The following is a 23,979-nucleotide window of genomic DNA, read 5'->3' as shown; positions in this document are numbered from 1 at the left end:
CAAGAACTGGATGGACGAGTACCACGGCGGTCTGAAGAAGTACACGGAGTACAAGACCCAGGACGAGCAGCACCTCCTGGAGACCACCGGCAAGGAGCTCCGCAAGCTCATGAGCTGGGTGAACGACGAGGAGACGGCCGCGTGACCGCCTCCGGCACCACGGTCGGGGCCGGTCCCGGAGCGGTCGGCGCCACCGCCGCGTTCCGGGCGGCCCGCGACTTCCTCCTCGACCGGCACGGCGACTACCGGGCCGCGTACGAGGGCTTCGTCTGGCCCCGGCCCGAGCACTTCAACTGGGCGCTCGACTGGTTCGACGCGATCGCCGAGGGCAACGGGCGCACCGCCCTGCACATCGTGGAGGAGGACGGCCGCGAGGCCCGGTACTCCTTCGCCCGCCTCTCCGCCCGCTCCTCGCGGCTCGCGGGGTGGCTGCGCTCCCGGGGCGTCCGGGCCGGCGACCGGATCCTCCTCATGCTCGGCAACCAGGTGGAGCTGTGGGAGACCGCCCTCGCGGCGATGAAGCTGGGGGCCGTCCTCACCCCGGCGACCCCGCAGCTCGGCCCGGCGGACCTGCGCGACCGGATCGAGCGGGCCGGGGTGGCGCACGTCGTCGTCCGGGCGGCGGACCGGGCGAAGTTCGACGGGGTGCCGGGCCCGTACACCCGGATCCTGGCCGGCGGCACCCCGGCCGACGCGGCCGCGGGCTGGCTCCCGTACGAGGACTTCGAGGCGTACGGGGGCGGGTTCGAGCCCGACGGGCCGACCCGCGCCGACGACCTGCTGATGCTCTACTTCACCTCCGGGACGACCTCGGCGCCGAAACTGGTGGAGCACACCCACCTCTCGTACCCCGTCGGCCACCTGTCGACCATGTACTGGATCGGGCTGCGCCCCGGGGACGTGCACCTGAACATCTCCTCGCCGGGCTGGGCCAAGCACGCCTGGTCCAGCCTCTTCGCACCGTGGAACGCCGAGGCGACCGTCTTCGTGTTCAACTACGAGCGGTTCGACGCGACCCGGCTGATGTCCGAGATGGACCGGGTGGGGGTCACCTCCTTCTGCGCCCCGCCCACCGTGTGGCGGATGCTCATCCAGTCCGACCTCGGCCGGCTGCGGACACCGCCGCGCGAGGCGGTGGGGGCGGGGGAGCCGCTCAACCCCGAGGTGATCGAGAGGGTCCGGGCCGCCTGGGGGGTGACCGTCCGGGACGGCTTCGGGCAGACCGAGATGAGCCTGGCCATCGGCAACTTCCCCGGCCAGGACCTCGTCCCCGGCTCCATGGGCCACCCCGCGCCCGGCTTCGCGGTGACGCTGCTCGACCCGTCGGGCGCGCCGGCCGACGAGGGCGAGATCTGCCTCGACCTGTCGGGCCGGGACCGCCCGGTGGGCCTGACGACCGGCTACCACGGCGACTGGGAGCGCACGGGCGAGGCCATGTCGGGCGGCTTCTACCGCACCGGTGACATCGGCCGCCGCGAGGCGGACGGCCGGATCACCTACGTCGGGCGCTCGGACGACGTCTTCAAGGCGTCCGATTACAAGATCAGCCCGTTCGAGCTGGAGAGCGTGCTCCTGGAGCACGAGGCGGTCGCGGAGGCCGCCGTCGTCCCGGCGCCGGACCCGCTGCGGCTCGCCGTCCCCAAGGCGTACGTGGTGCTCGCCGACGGCTTCGAGCCGGGGCCGGGCACGGCCGAGAGCCTCTTCGCGTACGCGCGGGAGGCGCTGGCCCCGTACAAGCGGATCCGGCGCATCGAGTTCGCCCCGCTGCCGAAGACGGTGTCGGGCAAGATCCGCCGCGTCGAGCTGCGGGCGGCGGCCACGGACGGCTCCCCGGCGGAGTACCGCGACAGCGACTTCCGCTGACCGCCGACCGGGCCGGGCCGGTCCGGCACAAGTCAAGTCGGCCGATTCGAGGAGGGTTTGGCAAGTTGCCAAACCTGCTCCCGGGCGCCCCGCCCGACAAGGGTTACCGAACGGTAGCTATGTAATCTCGCGATAAGCGAGCCGTGAGATCCGAGTTCCGAGTCCCTTCTTCCCCTCTGATCCATCTCAAGGACGGTCAAGACATGTCAGCGGAAACCCTGTCCGTACCGGAGTCCTCCGAGGTCCCGTTCATCAACGTCATCGACCCCGAGTTCCGCTTCGACCTGCCCGAGGTCGTGCGGGCCCAGGCGGCGGGCTGGTACGCCGAGACCCCGCTCGGCATGCTCGTCCTGCGCCACGCCGAGGCGTCGGAACTGGTCCGGGACGGCCGCCTGACCCACAACGGCACCGGCTTCATGGAGCAGAACGGCATCAGCGGCGGCCCCGTCTACGACTGGTTCGTCAACGGCCTGGTGAACCAGGACGGCGACAGCCACCGCCGGCTGCGCGGTCTCGTCGGCCGCGCCTTCACCCCGCGCATGCTGGAGAACCTGCGCCCGGTCATCAGGCAGGCCGCCGAGCGCCTCGCCGACGAGATCGCCGTCAAGGAGGAGGTCGACTTCTTCGAGGCGTTCGCCGACGCCCTGCCGCTGACGGTCATGTCCGAACTGCTCGGCGTGCCGGCCGAGGACTACCCGCGCTTCAGCAACTGGAGCTCGGAGATCGGCCTCGTCTTCAGCCTCGCCCTCGGCGGTGACATACCGGGCCGCGTCGAGGCCGCCGTCGTCGGCCTGTACGCGTACGTGGACGCCCTCATGGCCGCGAAGGCCGAGGCGCCGACCGACGACCTCGTCTCCGCGCTCGTCACCGCCCAGAAGGAGGACGTCGACGGCAACCGGGTCAGCCTGGAGGAGCTCCGCAACCTCGTCGTCACCATGGTGTTCGCCGCGCACGACACCACGCGCCTCCAGCTGGCCAACGCCATGGTCACCTTCTCCGAGCACCCCGACCAGTGGGCCCTGCTCCGCGAGCGCCCCGAGCTCGCCCCGCGGGCGGTCGAGGAGGTCATGCGCTGGCGCCCCTCCTCCAACGCCGTGTACCGGTACGCGGCCGAGGACATCGAGTTCCGCGGGCAGCGCATCCCCGAGGGCACGATGTTCATGATCGGCGTGCAGGCGGTGCAGCGCGATCCGCTCGCCTACCCCGGCGGCGACGTCTTCGACGTCACGGCGGAGCGCAAGACGGCCGTGATGCAGTTCGGCGGCGGCCCGCACTACTGCCTGGGCGCCCCCCTCGCCCGGATGGAGATCACGGAGGCGCTGCCCGCGCTCGCCCGCCGCCTCGGTGCCCCGAAGGTCGTCGGCGACGTCACCTGGCGCCCCGCGATCGGCATCACCGGCCCCAACGAACTTCAGCTGCGGTTCGGCTGATCCCCCGGCACGGACGCCCCGGGGTGTCGCCGCGCAAACCGCTCGACTGCGCGGCGGCGCCCCGCCCGCCGTGCGCGAACCCCCACCGAAAAGAAAGTCCACGAAGACCATGGAGGTCTTGTGACCACGTCGGCACCAGCCAAGAAGACAGGACTCGTCCTGTTCCTGCTGGCCTTCTCCCAGTTCATCATCAGCGTCGACCTGAACATCGTCTACGTCGCGCTGCCCGACATCGGCACCGCCCTCGGCTTCTCGGCCCAGTCACTGCAATGGGTCGTCTCCGCCTACGCGGTGGCCTTCGGCGGCCTGCTGCTCTTCGGCGGCCGCGCCGTCGACCGCATCGGTGCCCGCCGGCTCTTCATGACCGGCCTCGCCTTCTACGCGGTCTCCTCGCTCGTCGGCGGCCTCGCCACCACCCAGGGCGTCCTCATCGGCGCCCGCCTCTTCCAGGGCGTCGGCGGCGCGCTGCTCTTCCCGGCGGTGCTCGCCCTGATCGCCACCTCCTTCGAGGGCACCCAGCGCAACAAGGCGTTCGCCGTCTGGGGCGCCGCCGGTTCGCTCGGCCTCGCGGCCGGCGCGCTGCTCGGCGGTGTGCTGACCGACCTGGTCTCGTGGCGCTGGATCTTCTTCATCAACATCCCGCTGGCGCTGATCGCCCTGCTCCCGGCGCCCGGCGCCATCCGTCCGGACGGTCCGGCGAACCTCTCCAAGGGCTTCGACATCCCGGCCGCGCTCCTCTCCACGGTCGGCGTCTCCGCGATCGTCACCGGCCTGGTGACCGGCCCCGAGGAGGGCTGGACCTCCGGCCTCGCCCTCGGCTCCCTGATCGTCGGCGCCGTCCTGCTCGTCGCCTTCTTCATCACCGAGGCGAAGACCGCGAACCCGCTCATGCCGCTCCGGCTCCTGAAGAACCGGCCGCTGGTCGTCGCCATGGCCGTCCTCTTCGTCTTCCAGACGGCGCTGGCCGGCGCGTACTACACCTTCACCACCTACGTGCAGCCGATCCTGGAGTACACCGCGATCCAGGCCGGCCTGGCCTTCCTGCCGCTCACGCTGGTCTCGATCATCGGCTCGGGCAAGCTCGCGCCGAAGTTCATGGAGCGGTACGGCATGCGCGCCACGCTGTCGACCGGCATGGTCATCAACGGCATCGGCATCGCGGCGACCGTCCTCGGCATGTCCGTCGGCGGTTCCTTCTACGCCCTGCTGCCCGGCTCCGTCATCTGGGGCATCGGCGGCGGTCTCGTCTTCGTCTCCGTCTTCGCCTCCGCCAGCTCGGGCGTCGGCCCGGAGGAGCAGGGCGTGGCGAGCGCGATGGCCTCGACCTCGCAGCAGGTCGGCGGCGCGGTGGGCCTCGCCTTCCTGGTCGCGATCGCCAACTCCACCTTCTCCGGCACCTACGCGGAGGCCGCGAAGGCGGACATCCTGTCGGGCCTGCACCTGGCCGGCTACGTCGGCGCCGGCCTCCTGGTCCTGGGCGGTCTGCTCGCCCTGGCCCTGAAGAAGGACTCGCCGTCGGCCACCGTCAAGGTCGAGGGAAGCGACGTGTCCGAGTCCGAGAAGTCGTCGCAGCCCGTGATCGGCTGAGCGGGGCCGCCCCGTGCGTCGCAGACGGCGCCGTGTTCCTCCCTTCCGGAGCACGGCGCCGTCCGTCGTCGCGGCGCGGACGCCGCAGTCGCCGCACGTGCCGAGGGGCGGCCTTCCCGTGGGAAGGCCGCCCCCGAGCACGTCCTCCGGCTCAGTGGGGGACGGGGCACCCGTCCGGCCCGCACGCGTGGGCGTCCTCGGCGCCGGCGACGGCCCGCAGCGGGGCGCGGTCGCCCCAGGCCTGGGTGAGGGCCTGGGTGAAGGCCTCGGCGGACTGGGCGCCGGAGACGCCGTACTGCCGGTCGAAGACGAAGAACGGCACCCCGGCGACCCCCAGCTGGTTGCCCTCGCGCTCGTCGGCGCGGACCTCGTCGGCGTAGGCGTTCGGGGCGGCGAGCACGCTCCGGGCGGCGTCGGCGTCGAGCCCGACCTCGACGGCGAGCGCCACGAGCCGCTCGTCGTCGGTGAAGATCGACTCCTCCTCGGCGAAGTTGGCCCGGTAGAGCACCTTCACGAGCTCGTGCTGCTTGCCGCGCGCCTTCGCGAAGTGCAGCAGCCGGTGGATGTGGAAGGTGCTCCCGTGGTCGCGCCCGGCGACGTACGGCAGCCCCTCGCCGGCGGACTGGGCCGTGAGGTTGCGCTCGTTGGCGAGCGCCTGCGACTCGGTCCACCCCTTCCCCTTCATGAGGACCTTGACGATGGGCTCCACGTCCCCCTTGGCCCGCCCCGGCTCCAGCTCGTACGACTTGTGCACCACCTCGACGCTCTCCCGGTGCGGGAAGACGGCCAGCGCCTTCTCGAACCGGGCCTGGGCGACGTAGCACCAGGGGCAGGTGATGTCCGACCAGATCTCTACCTTCACGGCGGTTGCCTCTCTGCAGGGACGACGAATCGTCGGCCACGGACAGTTCTGCCGAGTCAAACGGGAAGGACCGCCCCGTCCTTCCGGTTCGGGCACCCCGAAATCACCCGGCGCCGAGCCGCCCCGCCGGCGGCCCCCGCCCGCGGTTGACCTCCCGGACCGGCTCCGCCTAGCGTCGGCCGTCCGACGGAGCGAACGCGTGGGAGGTGGCCCGGTGGCCGGTGGGGTCGGGAGGCTGACGGCCGGTGGGGCGCCCTTCGCCGTCGAGGACGGGACGTACGCGCACGGGCCGCGCACCCTGCGGGAGTTCGTGGAGGCGACCTGGGGCTACGGGGACCGGGTGTTCCTCGTGCACGAGGGCGTCCGGACGACCTACCGGGAGTTCTTCGACGAGGCCTGCGGGCTGGCCCGGCGGCTCGTCGGGGAGTACGGGCTCGCGCCCGGGGACCGGGTCGTCGTCGCCATGCGGAACCTGCCCGAGTGGCAGGTCGCCTTCTGGGCCGCCCAGCTCGCCGGGCTCGTCGCCGTACCGCTCAACGCCTGGTGGACCGAGGACGAGTTCGCGTACGCGCTCGACGACTGCGCGCCCCGCGTGCTGCTCGTCGACGGGGAGCGGGCCGGGCGGGTGCGGCGGTGGGCCGCGCGGAACCGGGTGCCCGGGATCGTCTTCCACGGCCCGGCCGGGGAGGGGTTCGCCGCGTACGCGCCCGACCGCGACCCGTACCCCGGGCCGCCGCCCGTCGACGTGCTCCCCGGGCACGACTCCACCATCGTCTACACCTCCGGCACCACCGGCCGCCCCAAGGGCGCCGTCGCCACCCACCTCGCGCAGGCCGGGGCCGCGATGAACCCCCGGTACTTCGCCGCCGCCGCGGCCCTCGCGCGCGGGGACGTCCCCGGGACCGGGCCCGCGCCCGTGTCGCTCACCACGTTCCCCTTCTTCCACGTCGCCGCCTTCACCTCCTTCTACGGCGTCATCGCGGCCGGCGGCACCCTCGTGACCATGCGGAAGTGGGACGCCGGGGAGGCCCTCCGGCTGATCCGGGAGCACCGCGTCACCCACTACGCCGGGGTGCCCACCACCGCGCTCCAGCTCCTCGAACGCGCCCGGAGCGACGGCGACCCGCTGGAGAGCCTCACCCTGCTCAGCACCGGGGGCGCCCCCGCCCCGCCCGGGATCGTCGCCGGGCTCACGGAGGCGTACGGGGAGCGCGTCGAGCCCCGCAACGGCTACGGGCTCACCGAGACCTGCGGCGGCGTCCTGGCGAACTTCGGCGCCGAGTACCGCGCCCACCCCGGCAGCGCCGGCCGGCCCTCGCCCGTCACCGAGGTCCGGATCGACCGGCCCGACGCGGACGGCGTGGGCGAGCTGTGGCTGCGCGGACAGGCCCTGGTCCGGGGGTACTGGGGGGACGAGGAGGCCACCCGCGCCGCCTTCACCGACGACGGCTGGTTCCGGACCGGGGACCTCGCGCGCGTGGACGCGGACGGGCGGGTCTCGGTCGTCGACCGGCTCACCGACATGGTGGTCCGGGGCGGCGAGAACGTGTACTGCGTCGAGGTGGAGGCCGCCCTGCACGCGCACCCGGACGTCCTGGACGCCGCCGTCCTCGGCGTCCCCCACCCCCTCCTCGGGGAGGAGGTCGTGGCCGTCGTGCGGCGGCGTCCGGGGGCGGCGCCGGACCCGGAGGCCCTGCGGGCGCACGTCGGCGGGCGGCTCGCCGCCTTCAAGGTGCCCGCCCGCGTCCTCGTACGGGAGGAGGAGCTGCCCCGGAACCCGACCGGGAAGATCCTCAAGCGGGAGCTGCGGGGGCTGTTCGAAGGGCCGGAGACGCTCAGCTCCGGGTGACGCGCACCCGGTACGTGCCGTCCGCGCCCTCGTCCAGGACCGTGATCCTGATGCCGTTCGCGCGGTCCGTGAAGCTCTCGCCCGGGCCGTACGGCGCGTCCGACAGCTCCGCGTGGACGTTGGCGCGGCGCGTGCAGCCGCCGCTCGCCCGCTCGCTGTCGGCGACGGTCACCGGGCCGTGCCCGGTGTCGACGTCGGACTCGACCCGGTAGACGAGGACGCCCTGCTCGCACACGGCCTCGTCGTTGCCGCCCTGGCCGCGCACCTCGATCGCGTATCCGGAGGTGCCGGAGAGCGGGACGAAGGCGAGCTTGGGGCCGCCGGGGTCCGCGAGGGGGGTGAGGGCGTACTCGCTGGTGCCGGTGGCCGAGGCGCAGCTGACCTGCTCGTTGTCGAGCCAGCCCAGCTTCCACTTGTGCCAGCCGAGCAGGTCGTTGTTGGCCCCCCAGTCCTCGGACATGATGTCCCAGTGCCCCACGGAGCCGCCGCCGTCGGCGGTGTAGAGGTCGGGCAGGCCGAAGACGTGCCCGTTCTCGTGCGGCAGGACCCGGTAGCCGGTCTCCGCGAAGCTGCCGGAGCCGTCGTCCTGGCGGCTGTAGACGAAGGACGTGTTGGCGAGCGGCACGCCGTCGGCGTACGGGGCCTCGTCGTTGCCGGAGAAGGTCACGGACAGGACGGTGTCGAGGGCCGAGGGCCCGGCGTTCGGCGTCACCAGGACGTTGACCAGGTCGTACGCGCTGAAGTCGACGCGCTGGTCGGCCGCCTTCACGATGTCCTCGACCAGGGAGCGGTAGCCCGGCTCGTACGGGGAGCCGCGCTCGATCCCGTACGCGGAGAACGCCCGGGGCATCCGCAGCCAGTCCGGTATCGGGGCCTCGGCCTGATAGTGCAGACGGCCGTACGAGCTGACGCGGAACCAGTCGGCGGTCTGCGGGAAGAACTCGCGGAAGCGGCCCGTGGCCGTGCCGTCCCCGACGGCGTCCGGGAAGTCGATCATCAGGGTGAGGGCCCTGACGAGGCCCGTGGAGCGCACGTACCCCGGGGCGGTGGGCAGCCCCTCCGACATCTGCACGCCGAGCGTCGTGGCGATGCGGCACGGCGCCAGCTGGGCGTTGCCGGGCGCGGCGGCCACGGGGCCGGCCGAGGCGGGGGCGGGCCCGTGGAGGGTGGTGCTCGCGGAGGCGAACAGGGTGAGGGAGAGGGTCGCGGTCGCCGCCAGGGCGACGGGTCTGCGTATCCGTCGGCGGGGGTGCTGCATACGTCGCCTCTCCGGTGGGGGCAGGTCGGCGGACGGATCCGTCTCCGCGTGCGGGCGGGATCCGCGCTGTGCGATCAGCCTGTGACGGGTGGTTCGGCCGCGCGCGCCGGGTGGCCCGATCGTGGGTATTCCGTGAAACGAGGATTGTGTGACTGGGGTCACAGGGATGGCCGGAAATAACCGGGGAGAGGTTCCCCGTTTACGCCTGTGTCGAGAGAAGTGGGGAACCTTTCCCCGGATGCGTTCGACTCGCCCCACCGGCCACGGTCCGGTGGACCGGCGACCGGACGGCCCGGTGGTCCGGCGCCCCGCCGACCCGACGGACCCGACAGACCCGTGACCCCGTGACCCGCCGTTCCGAGGAGGCTCCGACGTGACCAGCAGCACCGGCATCGCGCCCGCCCGCCGCGCACCCCGGCCGCGCGCCGACGCCCTGCGCAACCGCGAGCGGATCGTGACGGCGGCCCGCGAGGTGTTCGTCGAGTTCGGCTCCCAGGTGCCGTACGACGAGGTCGCGCGCCGCGCCGGCGTCGGGAACGCCACGCTCTACCGGAACTTCCCCGAGCGCGCCGACCTCGTCCGCGAGGTCGTCCTCTCGCTCATGGCCCGCGTCACCGAGCTCGCCGAGCGGGCCGCCGAGGAGGAGGACGACGCCTTCGCCGCCCTCCGCCGCTTCACCCACGGCGCCGCCGACGAGCGCATCGGCGCCCTCTGCCCGATGCTCGACGGCGCCTTCGACAAGGACCACCCCGACCTGGTGGCCGAGCGCGACCGCCTGGAGGAGGCCGTCCAGGGCCTCGTCGACCGGGCGCAGCGGGCCGGCCGGATGCGCGCCGACGTCGGAGTCGGGGACCTGATGGTGGCGGTGTCGCAGCTGACCCGCCCGCTGCCGGGCACCGCCTGGGCGGCCTTCGACCCGTTCGTCCACCGCCATCTGCAGCTGTTCCTCGACGGCCTGGAGGCGCCCGCGCGCTCCGAGCTGCCCGGGACGGCCGTCACCCTGGAGGACCTGAGACGCGACACCTGCTCGTCCTGACCCGGCCGGTCACGACCCCGCCGGTGGCCCTTCCGTAGACCTTTCGCGAGGCGCCGTCCATCCCGGGCGCCCGCACGCCTTCACGTCCCTTTTTCACCCGTACGCGCCAAGAGGTGGCTCCACCCATGTCCAAAATCGCCGGCACCCCCGCGAGCACCGCGCTCACGCCCGACCCCGGGCGCTGGAAGGCGCTCGTCTTCATCGCCCTCGCCCAGCTGATGGTCGTCCTCGACGCGACGATCGTGAACATCGCCCTGCCCTCCGCCCAGCAGGACCTCGGGATCACGGACGGCAACCGGCAGTGGGTCGTCACCGCCTACGCCCTCGCCTTCGGCGGGCTCCTCCTCTTCGGCGGCCGGATCGCCGACCTGTGGGGCCGCAAGCGCACCTTCATCGTCGGCCTGGCCGGCTTCGCCGCCGCCTCCGCCCTCGGCGGGGCCGCGAACGGCGAGGCCATGATGCTCGGCGCCCGCGCGCTCCAGGGCGCCTTCGGCGCGCTCCTCGCGCCCGCCGCGCTCTCGCTGCTCGCGGTGACCTTCACCGACGCCAGGGAACGCGCCAAGGCCTTCGGCATCTACGGCGCGATCGCCGGCGGCGGCGGCGCCGTGGGCCTGATCCTCGGCGGCTTCCTCACCGAGTACCTGAACTGGCGCTGGACCTTCTTCGTCAACATCCCGTTCGCCGTGGTCGCCGCCGTCGGCGCGTACCTCGTCGTCCGCGAGCCGGCGGCGGGCCGCAACCGCTCCCCGCTCGACGTCCCCGGCGTCATCCTGTCCACCCTGGGCCTGGTCGCCCTCGTGTACGGCTTCACCCGCGCCGAGTCCGAGGGCTGGAGCGACGCCGGCACGATCGGCCTCTTCGCCGGCTCCGCCGTGCTGCTCCTGGCCTTCGTCGCCACCGAGTCGCGCGTGCGGTCCCCGCTGCTCCCGCTGCGCGTCCTGGCCGACCGCAACCGCGGCGGCGTCTACCTGTCGCTCGGCCTCGCCGTCATCGCGATGTTCGGCCTGTTCCTCTTCCTGACGTACTACCTCCAGGTCGTGAAGGGGTACTCGCCGGTCAGGACGGGCTTCGCGTTCCTGCCGATGATCGTGGGCATGATCGTGGGCTCGACCCAGATCGGCGCGCGCCTGATGACCCGCGTCCCGCCGCGCCTGCTGATGGCGCCGGGCTTCCTGACCGCCGCCGTCGGCATGCTGCTCCTGACCCGGCTGGAGATCGGCACCTCGTACACCGGTCTGATCCTGCCCGCGCAGCTGCTGCTCGGCCTGGGCATGGGCACGGCGTTCATGCCGGCCATGTCGCTCGCGACGCACGGCGTGGACCCGCGGGACGCCGGTGTGGCCTCCGCGATGGTCAACACCTCGCAGCAGGTCGGCGGCGCCATCGGCACGGCCCTGCTGAACACGATCGCCGCCTCGGCCACCACCGCCTACCTGACCGACCACGCGGCGGGCGCCACCACCCCGGCCGCCCAGAAGCTGCTCCAGCTCCAGGGCATGGTCGAGGGGTACGCGGCGGCCATCTGGTGGGCGGTCGGCATCCTGGCCGTCTCGGCCGCGATCGCCTTCGCGCTCATCAACACCGGGAAGCCGGAGGGCGGTGTGGTCGCCGGGTCCGGCACGGGCGCGGACGACGAGGCGAGGATCCCGGTCGTCGCCCACTGACCGCCGGAACTCCCGTCTCCCTGCCCTGGCTCCGCGTACTCAGCGGAGCCAGGGCAGGTCCGCGTCCGGGTGCGCCGGTTCGAGGCCCTCGGCCATCACCCGCATGATCGTGCCGAGCTGCTCCACCTGCTCCGCGGAGAGCCGGTCGAACAGGGCCTGGCGCACGGCCGCCACGTGGCCGGGCGCGTTGCGCCGGAGGACCTCCATGCCCTCGTCCGTGAGCCGGGCGAACTGGCCGCGCCTGTCGGAGGGGCAGTTCTCGCGCCGCACCCAGCCGTTCTTCTCCAGGCGGGCCACGGCGTGGGAGAGCCGGGAGCGGGTGATCTTGGCGTCCTTGGCCAGTTCGGTCATCCGCATGCGGCGGCGGGGCGCCTGGGAGAGCTGGACGAGCAGGCCGTAGTAGATGTGCGGCATCCCGGCGTCGCGCTGCAACTGGCGGTCGAGGTGGTCCTCCAGGAGCGTGGTGGCGTGGAGGTAGGCGCGCCAGACCTGGTGTTCCTCGTCGGTGAGCCAGCGCGGTTCGGTCATGTCTCCCATGGTCCCCATCGTACGACTCGTTCTTGAAAGTTGAACTAAGTCGGCTTATGCTGGCCGGGCAAGCTTGAAGTTTCAAGAACCTTGGTTCGCGAAGGAAGCCGGAGGTGGCCGCCATGGACCCCGTGCAGGCACGGATGCCCGCCCTCTACCTGTCCCACGGCGCCCCGCCGCTCGCCGACGACCCCGTCTGGCCCGGCGAGCTGGCCGCCTGGTCCGCGGACCTGCCGCGGCCGAAGGCGATCCTCATGGTCTCCGCCCACTGGGAGGAGGCCCCGCTCGCGCTCGGCGCCACCGAGACCGTGCCCCTCGTGTACGACTTCTGGGGCTTCCCCGAGCACTACTACCGCGTCGCGTACGCGGCCCCCGGCGCGCCCGGGCTCGCCGAGAGCGTCCGCAAGCTGCTCCGCGCGCCCGGCACGCCCGTGCAGGACATCCCCGACCGGGGCCTCGACCACGGCGCGTACGTGCCGCTCGTCGAGATGTTCCCGGACGCCGGCGTCCCCGTGCTCCAGATCTCCCTGCCCACCCTCGACCCGCGCCGGCTCCTGGACGTCGGACGCCGGCTCGCCCCGCTGCGCGACGAGGGCGTCCTGATCGTGGGCAGCGGCTTCTTCACCCACAACCTGGCCGCGCTCCGGCACCCCGGGGGCGGAGTGCCGGGCTGGTCCGCCGAGTTCGACGCCTGGGGAGGCGAGGCCCTCGCCGCGCGGGACGTCGACGCCCTCCTCGACTTCGAGCACAAGTCGCCCGCCGGGCGCCTCGCCCACCCCCGCACCGAACACTTCGCGCCCCTCTTCGTCACCCTGGGCGCGGCGGACGCGGCCGGGGACCTCGACACGGAGCGGTCGGTGATCGACGGCTTCTGGATGGGCCTCGCCAAGCGGTCCGTGCAGTTCGGCTGACCGGTCTCAGAAGGCCGGCGCGTTCAGCTCGACCGAGCGGACGGCCGCCGCGAGCGCGAGCGGACCGCCCACGTCGAGCGCCGTGTCCGTGAACTTGATCGTGTGGTCGTCGCCGTGCGCCGCCGCCCGCTCGAAGACCTCCCCGGGGGTCAGGGCGGTCCGCGCGTACGGGGCCGGCTCCGCCGGGGCATACGCGGCGGTCACCGCGGCCGCCGCCGTCCAGGCCGCCGACAGGCTCGGCGCCCACAGCTCCCGGGGGAGCGCGGGCAGGACGCGCAGGACCGCGTTCGGCGCGGTCGCCGCGTGCACCAGCATGACCGGCTCCCCGTGGCCGTGGGTCGCGTACCGGTGCGTCGCCGCCGCCACCAGCTCCACGAGCCGCGCCCGCGCCGTCTCCGGGTCCGGCGCCCCGCCCCACACGGGGAACGCCGTCAGCTGCGCGAGCCGGTGCCGGATCCCGCCGTCCTGGTCCGGGACCCGGGGCACGGCGTCGAGCGCGGCCGCCGCCGTCGGCGCGGCGGCCAGCGGGGCGAGCGGCGGGAGCGGCTGGTGGCGGGCCGCCCAGTAGCCCAGGGCGTGCGCCAGCTCGGCCGTGCGCGGGGCCGTCGCGCCTTCGGGGGACGCCAGCATGGTCCGTACGGCGTGGCCCGTGCGGATCGCCGGGTGCGTCGCCCCGGCCGCGATCCCCGGGAGCAGCCGGGGCCACCACTCGGCGAGCACCGCCCGCCAGGGGCGCTCCGCCAGCTCCCGGGCGAAGAAGCGGGTCCAGTCGGTGCTCCGGGCCGGATCGCCGAGCGCCTCGCGCCAGCCGCCCGCCGTGACGGGGGCGTACGGGGGCGGCGGCTCCTCCAGCTTGTCCGCGTACCGGTCCAGCCAGCGGTGCACGGCGGCGGCCTGTCCGTGGCGGACCAGCGCCTCGACGGCCATCGGGGCGTGGTTGGTCAGCCGGCCGTGGCGCTCGGGGCCGGAGGCGTGGAGTCGTTCGAGGGCTTCGTCCAGGGTTCCGGTGGTGTCGGTCATGGGGCCGACGGTAGGGCGGGGGAGGGGCGCGGCGTAACGGGCCGCGGACCTAGGCCCGAGGGACCGCCGGGACCTAGGTCCCGTCCGCGCGACCCGTCTTCGCGCCCCTCTTCTCCGCGCGACCCGTCCGCGCGGCCCGTCGTCGCGCAGGCAACCGCCCGCCCCCGTCCCGCGTCTGAAGGGGTGGCGCCGCATGTGATCGCGGTCTCACCGACAGTGTGGTCGAGGATCTCCGCGAGGGGCGCCGCTCCACCCTCCGTGCCCGGTCTGACCTGCGCCTCCGTGGGTCCCGGCGGCGTGCCCGAAGGGGCGGAAGCCGCGCAGGATACTGCATGATCGCGAAAATCCATGTGCCGGGTGGGAATTCTGTCCTGTTTCCAGTCGTTGTTTCCGTCGGATGCAGGGCACCCGAAAGGGTGTCGTGACCTACTCAGCAAGGGAGCACGCATGGCAACCCGTGCCGTCGCCCGCCGTCAGACCTCCGCCCAGAGCGGGGCCCGCCGGGCGAGCAGCGTTCGCGCCGTGGGCGGGGAGATCGCCGACCGCGACCTGGTCGGCATGTACCTCGACGAGATCGCGCGCACGCCCCTGCTCGACGCCGCCAAGGAGGTCGAGCTCTCCCAGACGATCGAGGCCGGCGTGTACGCCCGGCAGATACTCGACGGCGAGGTGGAGACCGAGGCGGGCGGCGCGTCCCGCGAGGAGCTCGAGGCGCTGGTCGCCGAGGGCGAGCGTGCCAAGGACCTCTTCATCAAGTCCAACCTGCGGCTCGTGGTGGCCGTCGCCCGGCGCTACCCGCGCAGCGGGCTCCCCCTGCTCGATCTGATCCAGGAGGGGAACGCGGGCCTGGTGCGCGCGGTCGAGAAGTTCGACTACGCCAAGGGCTTCAAGTTCTCCACGTACGCCACGTGGTGGATCCGGCAGGCCATCACCCGCTCCATCGCCGACCAGTCCCGCACCATCCGGCTCCCCGTCCACCTGGTGGAGGAGCTCGGCCGGATCCGGCGCGTGCAGCGCGAGTTCAACCGGGAGCACGGGCGCGAGCCCGAGCCCGCGGAGATCGCCGCCGAACTCGGCTCGACGCCGGAGCGGATCGTCGACGTCATGGACTGGGCGCGGGACCCCGTCTCGCTGAACATGTCGGTGGACGACGAGGGCGAGACCCAGTTCGGCGACCTGCTGGAGGACACCTCGGCGGTCTCGCCGGAGCAGTCGGTGCTCACGCTGCTGCGCAGCGAGGAGCTCGACGACCTCATCGACAAGCTGGACCACCGGACGGCCTCGATCATCCGCATGCGGTACGGCATCGAGGACGGGCGCGAGCGGACGCTGACCGAGGTCGGCAAGGAGCACGGCCTCACCCGCGAGCGGATCCGCCAGATCGAGAAGCACGCACTCCTGGAACTGAAGAAGATGGCCCGCGACACGGGCTTCGACGCGGTGGCCTGAGGCCCTCCCGCACCCGCCCGGGGGCCCGGGGACGATCACCGTCCCCGGGCCCCGGCCGCGTTCCTACCCCCGCGCCGGGACCGACGCCGACAGGCGCCCCGCCAGGTCCTCCACGTACGCCCGCAGCGGCTCCGGGCCGTGGATCGTGAAGGGGGCGTCGACCAGGGCCAGGCGGAGCGCCAGCCACTCGACCGAGTCGGCGGCGCGGGCGCGCAGCCGGCAGGCGGCGGGCCCCGTCGGGGCCGGGACCAGGTGGGACGGGAGGCGGGCCGTCACGAAGTCGGCGGGGGCCTCGAAGGAGACGTCCAGGTCCAGCTCCGGCTGCGACCGGGCCATCGAGCGGGTGAGCATCTGCGCCGCGTCGCCCGCCGGCAGCTCGCGCGGGGCGAAGCGGGCCCCGGTGGCCAGCGGGTCGCTCACCCGGTCGACCCGGAAGGTCCGCCAGTCCTCGCGCCCCAGGTCGTACGCGACGAGGTACCAGCGGTGCCCGGTGGAGACCAGCCGGTAGGGCTCGACCAGGCGCTTCGTCTCGGCGCCGTCGCCCGCCCGGTACCCGAAGCGCAGCTTCTCCCGCCCGGTGACCGCGCCCGCGAGCGCGGTCAGGGTGGCGGGCGCGACCGTGGCGCCGTCGCCCCGGGTCAGCGGGATCGTCGCGTTCTGGAGGGTGGAGACCCGGTGCCGGAGCCGGGCGGGCAGCACCTGCTCCAGCTTCGCCAGGGCCCGTACGGACGCCTCCTCGACGCCCTCGATGGCGTGCCCGGCCCCGGCGCGCAGGCCGACCGCGATGGCGACGGCCTCCTCGTCGTCGAGGAGCAGCGGCGGCATGGCCGTACCGGCGACGAGGCGGTAGCCGCCCACCGCGCCCAGGGTCGCCTCGACCGGATAGCCGAGGTCACGGAGCCGGTCGACGTCCCGGCGGATGGTGCGCGGGGAGACCGAGAGGCGTTCGGCGAGTTCGCTTCCGGGCCACTCGCGCGGGGTCTGGAGGAGCGAGAGCAGATGCAGGAGTCGTGCCGGAGTGTCCGTCATGCCGTCCAGGATGGGGCCGATCTAGGACACGACCTGACCTATATGCCTCCTATCTTTCTTCGTATGAGTTCACACGACGCCGTCACCGACGCGGCGGCACCCGCCGACCCGCACACGGCCCCCGCCGACCCCGGCGACAAGCGGCGCTGGATCGCCCTCGCCATCGTCATGACCGCCGCCTTCATGGACCTGGTCGACGCCACGATCGTCAACATCGCGATCCCCAGCATCGAGCGGGACCTCGGGGCCTCCTTCGGGGCCATCCAGTGGATCACCGCCGGGTACGCGCTCGCGTTCGCCGCCGGACTGATCACCGGCGGACGGCTCGGCGACATCTACGGCCGCAAGCGCCTCTTCCTCCTCGGCACCGCCGGCTTCACGCTCGCCTCGGCGCTCTGCGGCCTCGCCGCCAACCAGGAGATGCTGGTCGGCTCCCGCCTCCTCCAGGGCGCGGCGGCCGCGATGATGGTGCCGCAGGTCCTGTCGATCGTCCACGTCACCTTCCCGGCGCACGAGCGCGGCAAGGTCTTCGGCCTCTTCGGCGCGATCGTCGGCCTGGGCGCGGTCTCCGGTCCGCTGCTCGGCGCGCTGCTCACCCAGTGGAACATCGCGGGCCTGGAGTGGCGCCCGATCTTCCTCATCAACCTGCCGGTCGGCATCGCCGGCCTGCTCCTGGGCCGGAAGTTCATCATCGAGTCCAAGGCGCCGAAGGCGCTCCGCCTCGACCTGGTCGGCGTGCTCCTGGTGACGGCCGCGCTGCTCATGCTGATCTACCCGCTGACGCGCGGCCGCGAGCTGGACTGGCCGCTGTGGGGCCACCTGATGATGGCCGGCAGCCTGCCCGTCTTCGGCCTCCTCGTCGCGTACGAGAGGTACAAGGCGCGCAAGGACGGTTCGCCGCTCGTCGAGCTGTCGCTGTTCAGGGTGAAGAGCTTCGCGGCCGGCATCGCGGTCCAGCTGACCTTCGGCGTCGTGATGGGCATCTTCTTCCTGGTCTGGACGCTCTACATGCAGATCGGGCTCGGCTGGACCCCGCTGCGGGCGGGCCTCACCGGAGTGCCGTTCTCGATCGCGGTCTCGGTGGCCGCCGGTCTCTCGGTGCAGAAGCTGGTGCCGCGCTTCGGCCGCAAGGTGCTCCAGGCGGGCGCCCTGACGATGACGGCGGGTGTCCTGCTCTACCTCTTCGAGGCGGGCCGCTACGGGACGGGGATCGCGTCCTGGCAGATGATCCCGCCGCTGGTCGTCATGGGCGTCGGCATGGGCCTGATCGTGGCCCCGCTGACGGACGCGGTCCTCTCCGAGGTCCCGCGCGAGCACGCCGGCTCGGCCTCGGGCCTCATCAACACCACCACCCAGATGGGCAACGCGCTCGGCCTCGGCCTGGTGTCGGTCGTCTTCTTCGGCGTGATCGACGACGACCGGCTCGGGAAGGCCCCGGCGGAGACGGGCGCGGCCTTCACCGACGCCTTCCAGAACTCCCTGGGCTGGGTGGCGGGCGTCCTCGCCGTGATCTTCCTGGTGATGTTCGCGCTGCCCGCGAAGCCGAAGCAGCACCTGGAGGGCGGCGACGACGAGACCGCCCCGGCGCCCGGCGTCGGGAAGGAGCCGGCGCTCACCCACTGAGCGCGGCCCCGCCGAAGGGCCCCCGCCCCGGGAACCACCCCGGGGCGGGGGCCCTTCGCCGCGCGGCCGGAGGTCAGCGCACCCGGGCGCGGGTCTCCATCGCCCCGCGGGCCGTGTCCTCGTCCTCGTACACCTCGCACATGTGGCGTCCGTCGGGCGTCGCCGTGTGCTCGACCTCCCAGAGGCTGACCTCGCTGCCGTCGAGCAGCAGGAACTGGTGCTCGTAGAGGGTGAAGCCGGCGCTCCGGCCCCCCTCCGGCGGGCAGTGGCGGCCGAAGGCCTGCGTGATGTGGTGCGCGAAGGCGAGCCGGAGACGGCGGGCCGTCCCCTCGCCCGGCCGGTCCGCGTTCTCCGCGCGCCGCAGGACGCGGCGGGCGTGGTCGGCGGAGTTGTCCGGCACGTACATCCGGGGCTGGGCGGGTATCGGGCGGGCGAGCAGGGCGCTCAGCGGCTCGAAGTCGTCGTCCTCGTCGAGGACGCGCCCGTCCGGGTGCTCCGCCGGCCGGCGCGCCGGGGCTCCGGAGGGCAGGCGGGAGGCGGCGAGCCGGGCCTCCGCCTCCTCCGCGTACAGCTCGTGCCGCTCGGCGCCGTCCCGGCCGGCGTCGTGCACCAGCTCCCACAGGCTGAGGGCGCCGCCGTCGGCGAGCAGATAGGTGTGGCGGTGGGTCGTGCGGTGCAGCGACGCGCTGTGGTGCGAGGAGTGCAGCGCGCTGGAGTGCGCGAGCGCCGTGGAGAGGCGCTCGACGGTCGAGTCGGGCAGGTCGAAGGAGTTGAGCGCCCGGCCGAGGAGCCGTTCGACGTGCGCCTCGGTCGTCTCGTACGGATCGGGGTGATCCTGCGGATCGTTCAAGGGGATCTCCAGGCCGTCGCCGCATGTCACTTGATGCTTGCTTAACGTAGTCCCTGGGTCTGACATCGTGTCCGGTGTTCCGGCAAAACGAAGCGCGTGCGGGGGAAGTTCCCCCCGCTTCTCCCCAACTCCCCCGCGCTTACCGGGAGTACGGCTCCGCCGGCGGCCCGTACAGCTCGCGGTACGAGGGGAAGTCGCCGCCCGGGCCGCGCAGGCCGCCGGGGGCCGCGAGCAGCGCGCGGACGATCGCCCGGGTCACCAGGTCCGCGCCCGCCGCCAGGACCTCGTTCAGGGCGAGCGGGCCCGGCTCCTCCGGCAGCTCCCGGGCGCCGGTGGCCAGCGCGAAGACCGTGTCCCCGTCGTTCATCAGGTGCACCGGCCGCACGGCGCGCGCGATGCCGTCGTGCGCCGTGCCCGCCACCTTCCGCGCCTGCGCGCGGGTCAGCGCCGCGTCCGTCGCGACCACGGCGAGCGTGGTGTTCAGCGGGGGCGGGACGGCCGCCGCCCGCGCCCGCGCGAGCCGCCGCAGCGCCGCCCCGTGGACCTCCGGGTCGGGGAAGACGGTCCTGCCGTCCTCGAAGTAGGCGCCGTACGGGACGCCCGTCGTCGGGTCCACGGCCGAGCCCACCGCGTTCACCACGACCAGCGCCCCGACCGTGATCCCCGACTCCAGGACCGTGCTCGCCGTCCCGACGCCGCCCCGCAGGCCGCCGACCACGGCCCCGGTGCCCGCGCCGACCGCGCCCGTCCCCACGCGCGCGTGGTCGCCGCTCGCGTGGGCCGCCTCCGCCGCCGCCCACCCCGTCGACGCGTCCGGCCGGGCGGTGAAGTCGCCGCCCCGGCCCAGGTCGAAGACGCAGGCGGCGGGCACCACCGGCACCACGTGGGACGGGTCGGGGCCCACCCGCACGCCCCGGTGCCGCTCCGCCAGCCAGGCCGTCACCCCGGAGGCGGAGTCGAGGCCGTACGCGCTGCCGCCGGTCAGGACGACCGCGTCGATCCGCCGCACCACGTTCCTCGGATCCAGGGCATCCGTCTCGCGCGTCCCCGGCCCCCCGCCCCGTACGTCCACGGCGGCGGTCACGCCGCCCTCCGGGGCGAGCACCACGGTGGTGCCGCTCAGCGCCCCCGGCCCGGCCACGCGCGCGTGCCCCACGCGCAGCCCGCCCACGTCGGTGATCCCGTCCCGTGCGTCGCTGACCCCGTCCCGTGCGTCGCTGATCCCGTCCTGGCCGTCCGTCGTCTTCCCGGGCTCCGTCATGCGCCCTGCCTACCACGGGCCTCCGCCCGGTGTTCAGGCCCCGGCGCCCCGCGTCGCCGGGTTCCGGGCGCTCAGGGCCACCCCGGTCGCGACGGCCGCCGCCGCGACGAGACCGGCCGCGAGGACGGCCCAGCGGCCCGCGAAGGAGCACATCAGGATCGCGAGGGACGCGACCGGCAGGACGAGCTGCTGGGCGGTGCCCACCTTGAAGTAGCGGGCGTGCAGCAGCCACACCAGGAGCAGGAAGAGGGCCGACGGGATCGTCACGGCGGCCGAGGCCGAGAGGGTGGAGACGTGGGCCTCGCCCACGGCCTGCTCGACGGCGATCTCCAGGCCCGCGCCGATGGCGGCGGCCGACATGAGGATCACGTAGTGCCCGTACCCCCACAGGAAGGCCTGGCGGCTGGAGGTCAGCCGGTCGTGGGCGGGCACGACGAAGTAGACCCACCAGGCGGCGAAGACGAGCAGCAGGCCGCCGGCGGCGATCGGCAGCAGCTCGTCCAGGGCGTCGTTCTCGACGATGCCGGACTTCACGGCGACGGTCGCGGCGGCGACGGTCTCGCCGAGGACGATGAGGGTGAACAGGCCGTACCGCTCGGCGATGTGGTGCGCGTGCCAGGCGCTGGTGACGGCCCGCTCGGCGTACAGGGGGACGGACAGCTCGGCCAGCGCCATGACGAGGAAGACCCACGCGCGCGCGGGCTCGGGCGCGAGGACCAGACCGAGCCAGCCGACCTGGCAGAGCAGCACCCCGCCCGCGTACCGGCGGCACATCGTCCGCTCGGCCGGGTCCGTCGCGTGGTGCGCGGCGCGCAGCCACTGGAAGACGAGGGCGAGCCGCATCACGACGTAGCCGAGGTAGACGACGAGGAAGTCGTGCTCCTCGAAGGCCCGCGAGACGCCGGCGGCGAGGATCAGGACGCCGGCGATCTGCACGAGGGTGACGACCCGGTAGAGGACGTCGTCGTTGTCGTACGCGGAGGCGAACCAGGAGAAGTTCATCCAGGCCCACCAGATCGCGAAGAAGACCATCGCGTAGTTCGCGATGCCCGGGCCCGCGTGCCCCTCGGCGACCGCGTGCACCAGCTCGGCGCCGGCCTGGGCGACCGCGACGACGAAACACAGGTCGAAGAAGAGCTCCAGGGGCGTGGCGGCCCGGTGGGCCTCCTCGCGGGAGCGGGCCGTGAGCGGCAGGAAGGGTCTGGTCATGAGCACAGCACATCAGGGACCGGTCCCTTTCGGCCAGGTGCCACGCGTGACGCCGGCCGGGGCCTTCCGTACCTCCGGAACGGGACCTACGGCCGCCGGAAGGGGACCATCGCCGACCCGGACGACCGGCCGGAAGGAGTGGAATGGAGGCGGGCGAAGACGCCGCGAACCAACCGAGAAGGCGGTACGGGCCATGACTGCTGTCCCTGCTGGGGCGACCGTGGACGAGACGGCGGAGGAGCGGGCCTGGAGGGGCTTCGCGGACGGGCCCTGGCGCGAAACCGTCGACGTCCGCGACTTCGTCCGGCGGAACTACACGCCGTACGAGGGCGACGACTCCTTCCTCGCCGGCCCCACCGGGCGGACCGCCGCCGTGTGGAAGGCGATCACCGACCGCTTCCCCGAGGAGCGCGCCAAGGGCGTGTACGACGTCTCGTACGACGTCCCCTCCACCATCACCGCCCACGCCCCCGGCTGGATCGACCGCGACCGGGAGCTGGTCGTCGGCCTCCAGACCGACGCCCCGCTCAAGCGCGCGATCATGCCGTACGGCGGCTGGCGCATGGTCGCCGGCGCCCTGGAGACCTACGGCTACCCCGTGTCGGAGGAGCTGGAGAAGGTCTTCACCGAGTACCGCAAGACCCACAACGCCGCGGTCTTCGACGCGTACACCCCCGAGATCCGCGCCGCCCGCAAGGCCGGGATCGTCACCGGTCTGCCCGACGCCTACGGCCGCGGCCGGATCATCGGCGACTACCGCCGCGTCGCCCTCTACGGCGTCGACCGGCTCGTCGAGGCGAAGAGGGCGGAGAAGGAGGAGCTGAACTCCCTCCCCGCCGGGGACCGTTCCCTCGAAGAGACCCTCCGGCTGCGCGAGGAGCTGGCCGAGCAGATCCGCGCCCTCGGGGAGCTGAAGGCGATGGCCGCCTCCTACGGCCACGACGTCTCCGGACCCGCCGCCGACGGCCACCAGGCCGTCCAGTGGCTGTACTTCGCCTACCTCGCCGCCGTGAAGGAGCAGAACGGCGCCGCGATGTCCCTCGGCCGCACCTCCACCTTCCTCGACGTCTACCTCCAGCGGGACGTCGCGTCCGGCGTCCTCACCGAGGAGCGGGCCCAGGAGCTGATCGACGACTTCGTCATCAAGCTCCGCATCGTCCGCTTCCTGCGCACCCCCGAGTACGACGAGCTGTTCTCCGGCGACCCGACCTGGGTCACCGAGTCCATCGGCGGCATGGGCGAGGACGGGCGGCCGCTGGTCACGAAGACCTCCTTCCGCTACCTCCAGACCCTCTACAACCTCGGCCCGGCCCCCGAGCCGAACATGACCGTCCTCTGGTCGCCCGCCCTCCCGAGGGGATTCAAGGAGTTCTGCGCGAAGGTCTCCATCGACACCTCCTCCGTCCAGTACGAGTCGGACGAGCTGCTGCGCCCCCGCTTCGGCGACGACGCCGCCATCGCCTGCTGCGTCTCCGCGATGCCCGTCGGCCGGCAGATGCAGTTCTTCGGCGCCCGCGTGAACCTCGCCAAGGCCCTCCTGTACGCGATCAACGGCGGCCGCGACGAGAGGTCCGGCGCCCAGGTCGGCCCCGCCACCGGCGCCCTCACCTCCGACGTCCTCGATCACGACGAGGTCGCGGCCCGGTTCGACGAGCAGCTGGAGTGGCTCGCGGGCGTCTACGTCCACGCCCTGAACGTCATCCACGCCATGCACGACAAGTACGCGTACGAGCGGATCGAGATGGCGCTCCACGACCGGGACGTGCGCCGCACCATGGCCTGCGGCATCGCCGGCCTCGCCGTCGCCGCCGACTCCCTCGCCGCGATCAAGTACGCGAAGGTCGTCCCGGTCCGGGACGCGACCGGCCTCGCCACCGACTACCTGATCGAGGGCGATTACCCGGCCTACGGCAACAACGACGAGCGCGCGGACGCGATCGCGGTCCACCTGGTCGAGGAGTTCATGCGGAAGGTGCGCAGGCACCCGACCTACCGGAACGCCGAGCACACCCAGTCCGTCCTGACCATCACCTCCAACGTCGTCTACGGCAAGAAGACCGGCAACACCCCCGACGGGCGCCGCGCGGGCGAGCCCTTCTCGCCGGGCGCCAACCCGATGAACGGCCGCGACACCCACGGCTACGTCGCCGCCGCCCTGTCGGTCGCCAAGCTCCCGTACGCGGACGCCGAGGACGGCATCTCGCTGACCAGCACCGTCACCCCCGACGGCCTGGGCCGCACCCCCGAGGAACGGATCCGGAACCTCGCGGGCGTCCTGGACGGCTACACGGCGAGCGACGGCTTCCACATGAACGTCAACGTCCTGAACCGCGAGGTCCTGGAGGACGCCATGGAGCACCCGGAGAACCATCCGCAGCTGACCATCCGGGTCTCCGGGTACGCGGTGAACTTCGTCCGGCTGACCCGGGAGCAGCAGCTCGACGTCCTGAACCGCACCTTCCACGGCTCCCTGTGACCGCCGGGCCCCCCTGACCGCGTCCCGGGTCCGGCCGGCCCCCACCCCGGCCCCGGGACGCAACGGCCCCCCGG

At 73.3% G+C, this 23,979-nt stretch carries 18 protein-coding genes and 1 pseudogene; 11 read left to right on the top strand and 8 right to left on the bottom strand.

The features are described 5' to 3' along the window. From ADL08_RS36980 to ADL08_RS34295, 4 genes and pseudogenes are all read left to right on the top strand, one after another. Window positions 1-145, top strand: a pseudogene (locus ADL08_RS36980) (ketol-acid reductoisomerase); the annotation flags it as partial. Next, a complete protein-coding gene (locus tag ADL08_RS34305; RefSeq protein ID WP_053650107.1) occupies window positions 142-1,863 on the top strand; it encodes an AMP-binding protein in 1,722 nt (573 codons plus the stop codon). The pseudogene ADL08_RS36980 and the gene ADL08_RS34305, both read left to right, overlap by 4 nt. A 203-nt stretch (window positions 1,864-2,066) precedes the next feature. After that, complete coding sequence (locus tag ADL08_RS34300) at window positions 2,067-3,293, top strand: cytochrome P450 (protein WP_053650105.1); 1,227 nt, start codon at window positions 2,067-2,069, stop codon at window positions 3,291-3,293. A gap of 120 nt (window positions 3,294-3,413) precedes the next feature. Beyond that, window positions 3,414-4,880 (top strand): MFS transporter, encoded by a 1,467-nt coding sequence (locus ADL08_RS34295; RefSeq protein ID WP_063885410.1) that lies wholly within the window; start codon window positions 3,414-3,416, stop codon window positions 4,878-4,880. 151 nt (window positions 4,881-5,031) lie between these two features. Here the strand turns inward: ADL08_RS34295 and ADL08_RS34290 are convergent, their stop codons facing one another. After that, window positions 5,032-5,742: a DsbA family oxidoreductase gene (locus tag ADL08_RS34290; protein WP_053650103.1), complete on the bottom strand. Its 711-nt coding sequence runs from the start codon at window positions 5,740-5,742 to the stop codon at window positions 5,032-5,034. A gap of 214 nt (window positions 5,743-5,956) precedes the next feature. On the opposite strand from ADL08_RS34290, the gene ADL08_RS34285 reads away from it, so the two are divergent. Continuing rightward, window positions 5,957-7,591 carry a class I adenylate-forming enzyme family protein gene (locus ADL08_RS34285; protein ID WP_053650102.1) on the top strand — a complete coding sequence of 545 codons (1,635 nt, stop codon included), beginning with the start codon at window positions 5,957-5,959 and terminating at the stop codon, window positions 7,589-7,591. Here ADL08_RS34285 and ADL08_RS34280 read toward each other — a convergent pair. Next, the gene (locus tag ADL08_RS34280) at window positions 7,578-8,849 is read right to left on the bottom strand and encodes a M6 family metalloprotease domain-containing protein (RefSeq protein ID WP_053650099.1); all 1,272 of its coding nucleotides are present in this window, start codon (window positions 8,847-8,849) and stop codon (window positions 7,578-7,580) included. The two genes, ADL08_RS34285 and ADL08_RS34280, sit on opposite strands and share 14 nt — an antisense overlap. Window positions 8,850-9,222: 373 nt before the next feature. Here ADL08_RS34280 and ADL08_RS34275 point away from each other — a divergent pair, with 373 nt between their 5' ends. Both ADL08_RS34275 and ADL08_RS34270 read left to right on the top strand, forming a co-directional pair. Then, window positions 9,223-9,885, top strand: a complete 663-nt coding sequence (locus ADL08_RS34275; RefSeq protein ID WP_078968620.1) for a TetR/AcrR family transcriptional regulator — start codon at window positions 9,223-9,225, stop codon at window positions 9,883-9,885. Window positions 9,886-10,010: 125 nt separating this feature from the next. After that, entirely contained in the window at window positions 10,011-11,549 is a 1,539-nt protein-coding gene (locus tag ADL08_RS34270) for an MFS transporter (protein ID WP_053650097.1), read from the top strand. Between the two features lie 39 nt (window positions 11,550-11,588). Here ADL08_RS34270 and ADL08_RS34265 read toward each other — a convergent pair whose 3' ends face one another. Next, window positions 11,589-12,095 (bottom strand): MarR family winged helix-turn-helix transcriptional regulator, encoded by a 507-nt coding sequence (locus ADL08_RS34265; RefSeq protein ID WP_053650095.1) that lies wholly within the window; start codon window positions 12,093-12,095, stop codon window positions 11,589-11,591. A 104-nt stretch (window positions 12,096-12,199) separates the two neighbouring features. Between ADL08_RS34265 and ADL08_RS34260 the strand changes: the two genes are divergently transcribed. After that, window positions 12,200-12,988, top strand: a complete 789-nt coding sequence (locus ADL08_RS34260; RefSeq protein ID WP_053650113.1) for a dioxygenase — start codon at window positions 12,200-12,202, stop codon at window positions 12,986-12,988. A gap of 6 nt (window positions 12,989-12,994) precedes the next feature. Here the strand turns inward: ADL08_RS34260 and ADL08_RS34255 are convergent, their stop codons facing one another. Further along, on the bottom strand, window positions 12,995-14,008 hold the full coding sequence (locus ADL08_RS34255) for a questin oxidase family protein (protein ID WP_053650094.1): 1,014 nt from the start codon (window positions 14,006-14,008) through the stop codon (window positions 12,995-12,997). A 447-nt stretch (window positions 14,009-14,455) separates the two neighbouring features. On the opposite strand from ADL08_RS34255, the gene ADL08_RS34250 reads away from it, so the two are divergent. Next, window positions 14,456-15,457: a sigma-70 family RNA polymerase sigma factor gene (locus tag ADL08_RS34250; RefSeq protein ID WP_053650092.1), complete on the top strand. Its 1,002-nt coding sequence runs from the start codon at window positions 14,456-14,458 to the stop codon at window positions 15,455-15,457. A 63-nt stretch (window positions 15,458-15,520) separates the two neighbouring features. Here the strand turns inward: ADL08_RS34250 and ADL08_RS34245 are convergent, their stop codons facing one another. After that, a complete protein-coding gene (locus ADL08_RS34245) occupies window positions 15,521-16,486 on the bottom strand; it encodes a helix-turn-helix transcriptional regulator (RefSeq protein WP_053650090.1) in 966 nt (321 codons plus the stop codon). Between the two features lie 63 nt (window positions 16,487-16,549). Here ADL08_RS34245 and ADL08_RS34240 point away from each other — a divergent pair, with 63 nt between their 5' ends. Continuing rightward, window positions 16,550-18,109, top strand: coding sequence for an MFS transporter (locus ADL08_RS34240; protein WP_053650089.1), 1,560 nt, complete (start codon window positions 16,550-16,552; stop codon window positions 18,107-18,109). Window positions 18,110-18,182: 73 nt separating this feature from the next. Here ADL08_RS34240 and ADL08_RS34235 read toward each other — a convergent pair whose 3' ends face one another. The 3 genes from ADL08_RS34235 to ADL08_RS34225 all read right to left on the bottom strand — a co-directional run bounded on the left by ADL08_RS34235 (window position 18,183) and on the right by ADL08_RS34225 (window position 21,429). Beyond that, window positions 18,183-18,959 carry a DUF6227 family protein gene (locus ADL08_RS34235; RefSeq protein ID WP_053650087.1) on the bottom strand — a complete coding sequence of 259 codons (777 nt, stop codon included), beginning with the start codon at window positions 18,957-18,959 and terminating at the stop codon, window positions 18,183-18,185. 139 nt (window positions 18,960-19,098) lie between these two features. After that, window positions 19,099-20,220, bottom strand: coding sequence for a P1 family peptidase (locus ADL08_RS34230; protein WP_078968621.1), 1,122 nt, complete (start codon window positions 20,218-20,220; stop codon window positions 19,099-19,101). A gap of 33 nt (window positions 20,221-20,253) precedes the next feature. Next, window positions 20,254-21,429, bottom strand: a complete 1,176-nt coding sequence (locus ADL08_RS34225) for a low temperature requirement protein A (protein ID WP_053650109.1) — start codon at window positions 21,427-21,429, stop codon at window positions 20,254-20,256. Window positions 21,430-21,622: 193 nt separating this feature from the next. Between ADL08_RS34225 and pflB the strand changes: the two genes are divergently transcribed. Beyond that, window positions 21,623-23,905: a formate C-acetyltransferase gene (gene pflB / locus ADL08_RS34220; protein WP_053650085.1), complete on the top strand. Its 2,283-nt coding sequence runs from the start codon at window positions 21,623-21,625 to the stop codon at window positions 23,903-23,905. Window positions 23,906-23,979: the final 74 nt, after the last annotated feature.

The sequence above is a fragment of the Streptomyces sp. NRRL F-6492 genome (assembly GCF_001280125.1).
Classification (GTDB): Bacteria; Actinomycetota; Actinomycetes; order Streptomycetales; family Streptomycetaceae; genus Streptomyces.
Note: the sequence above shows the minus strand (reverse complement) of the source record. Positions and strands in the feature narration are given on the sequence as shown.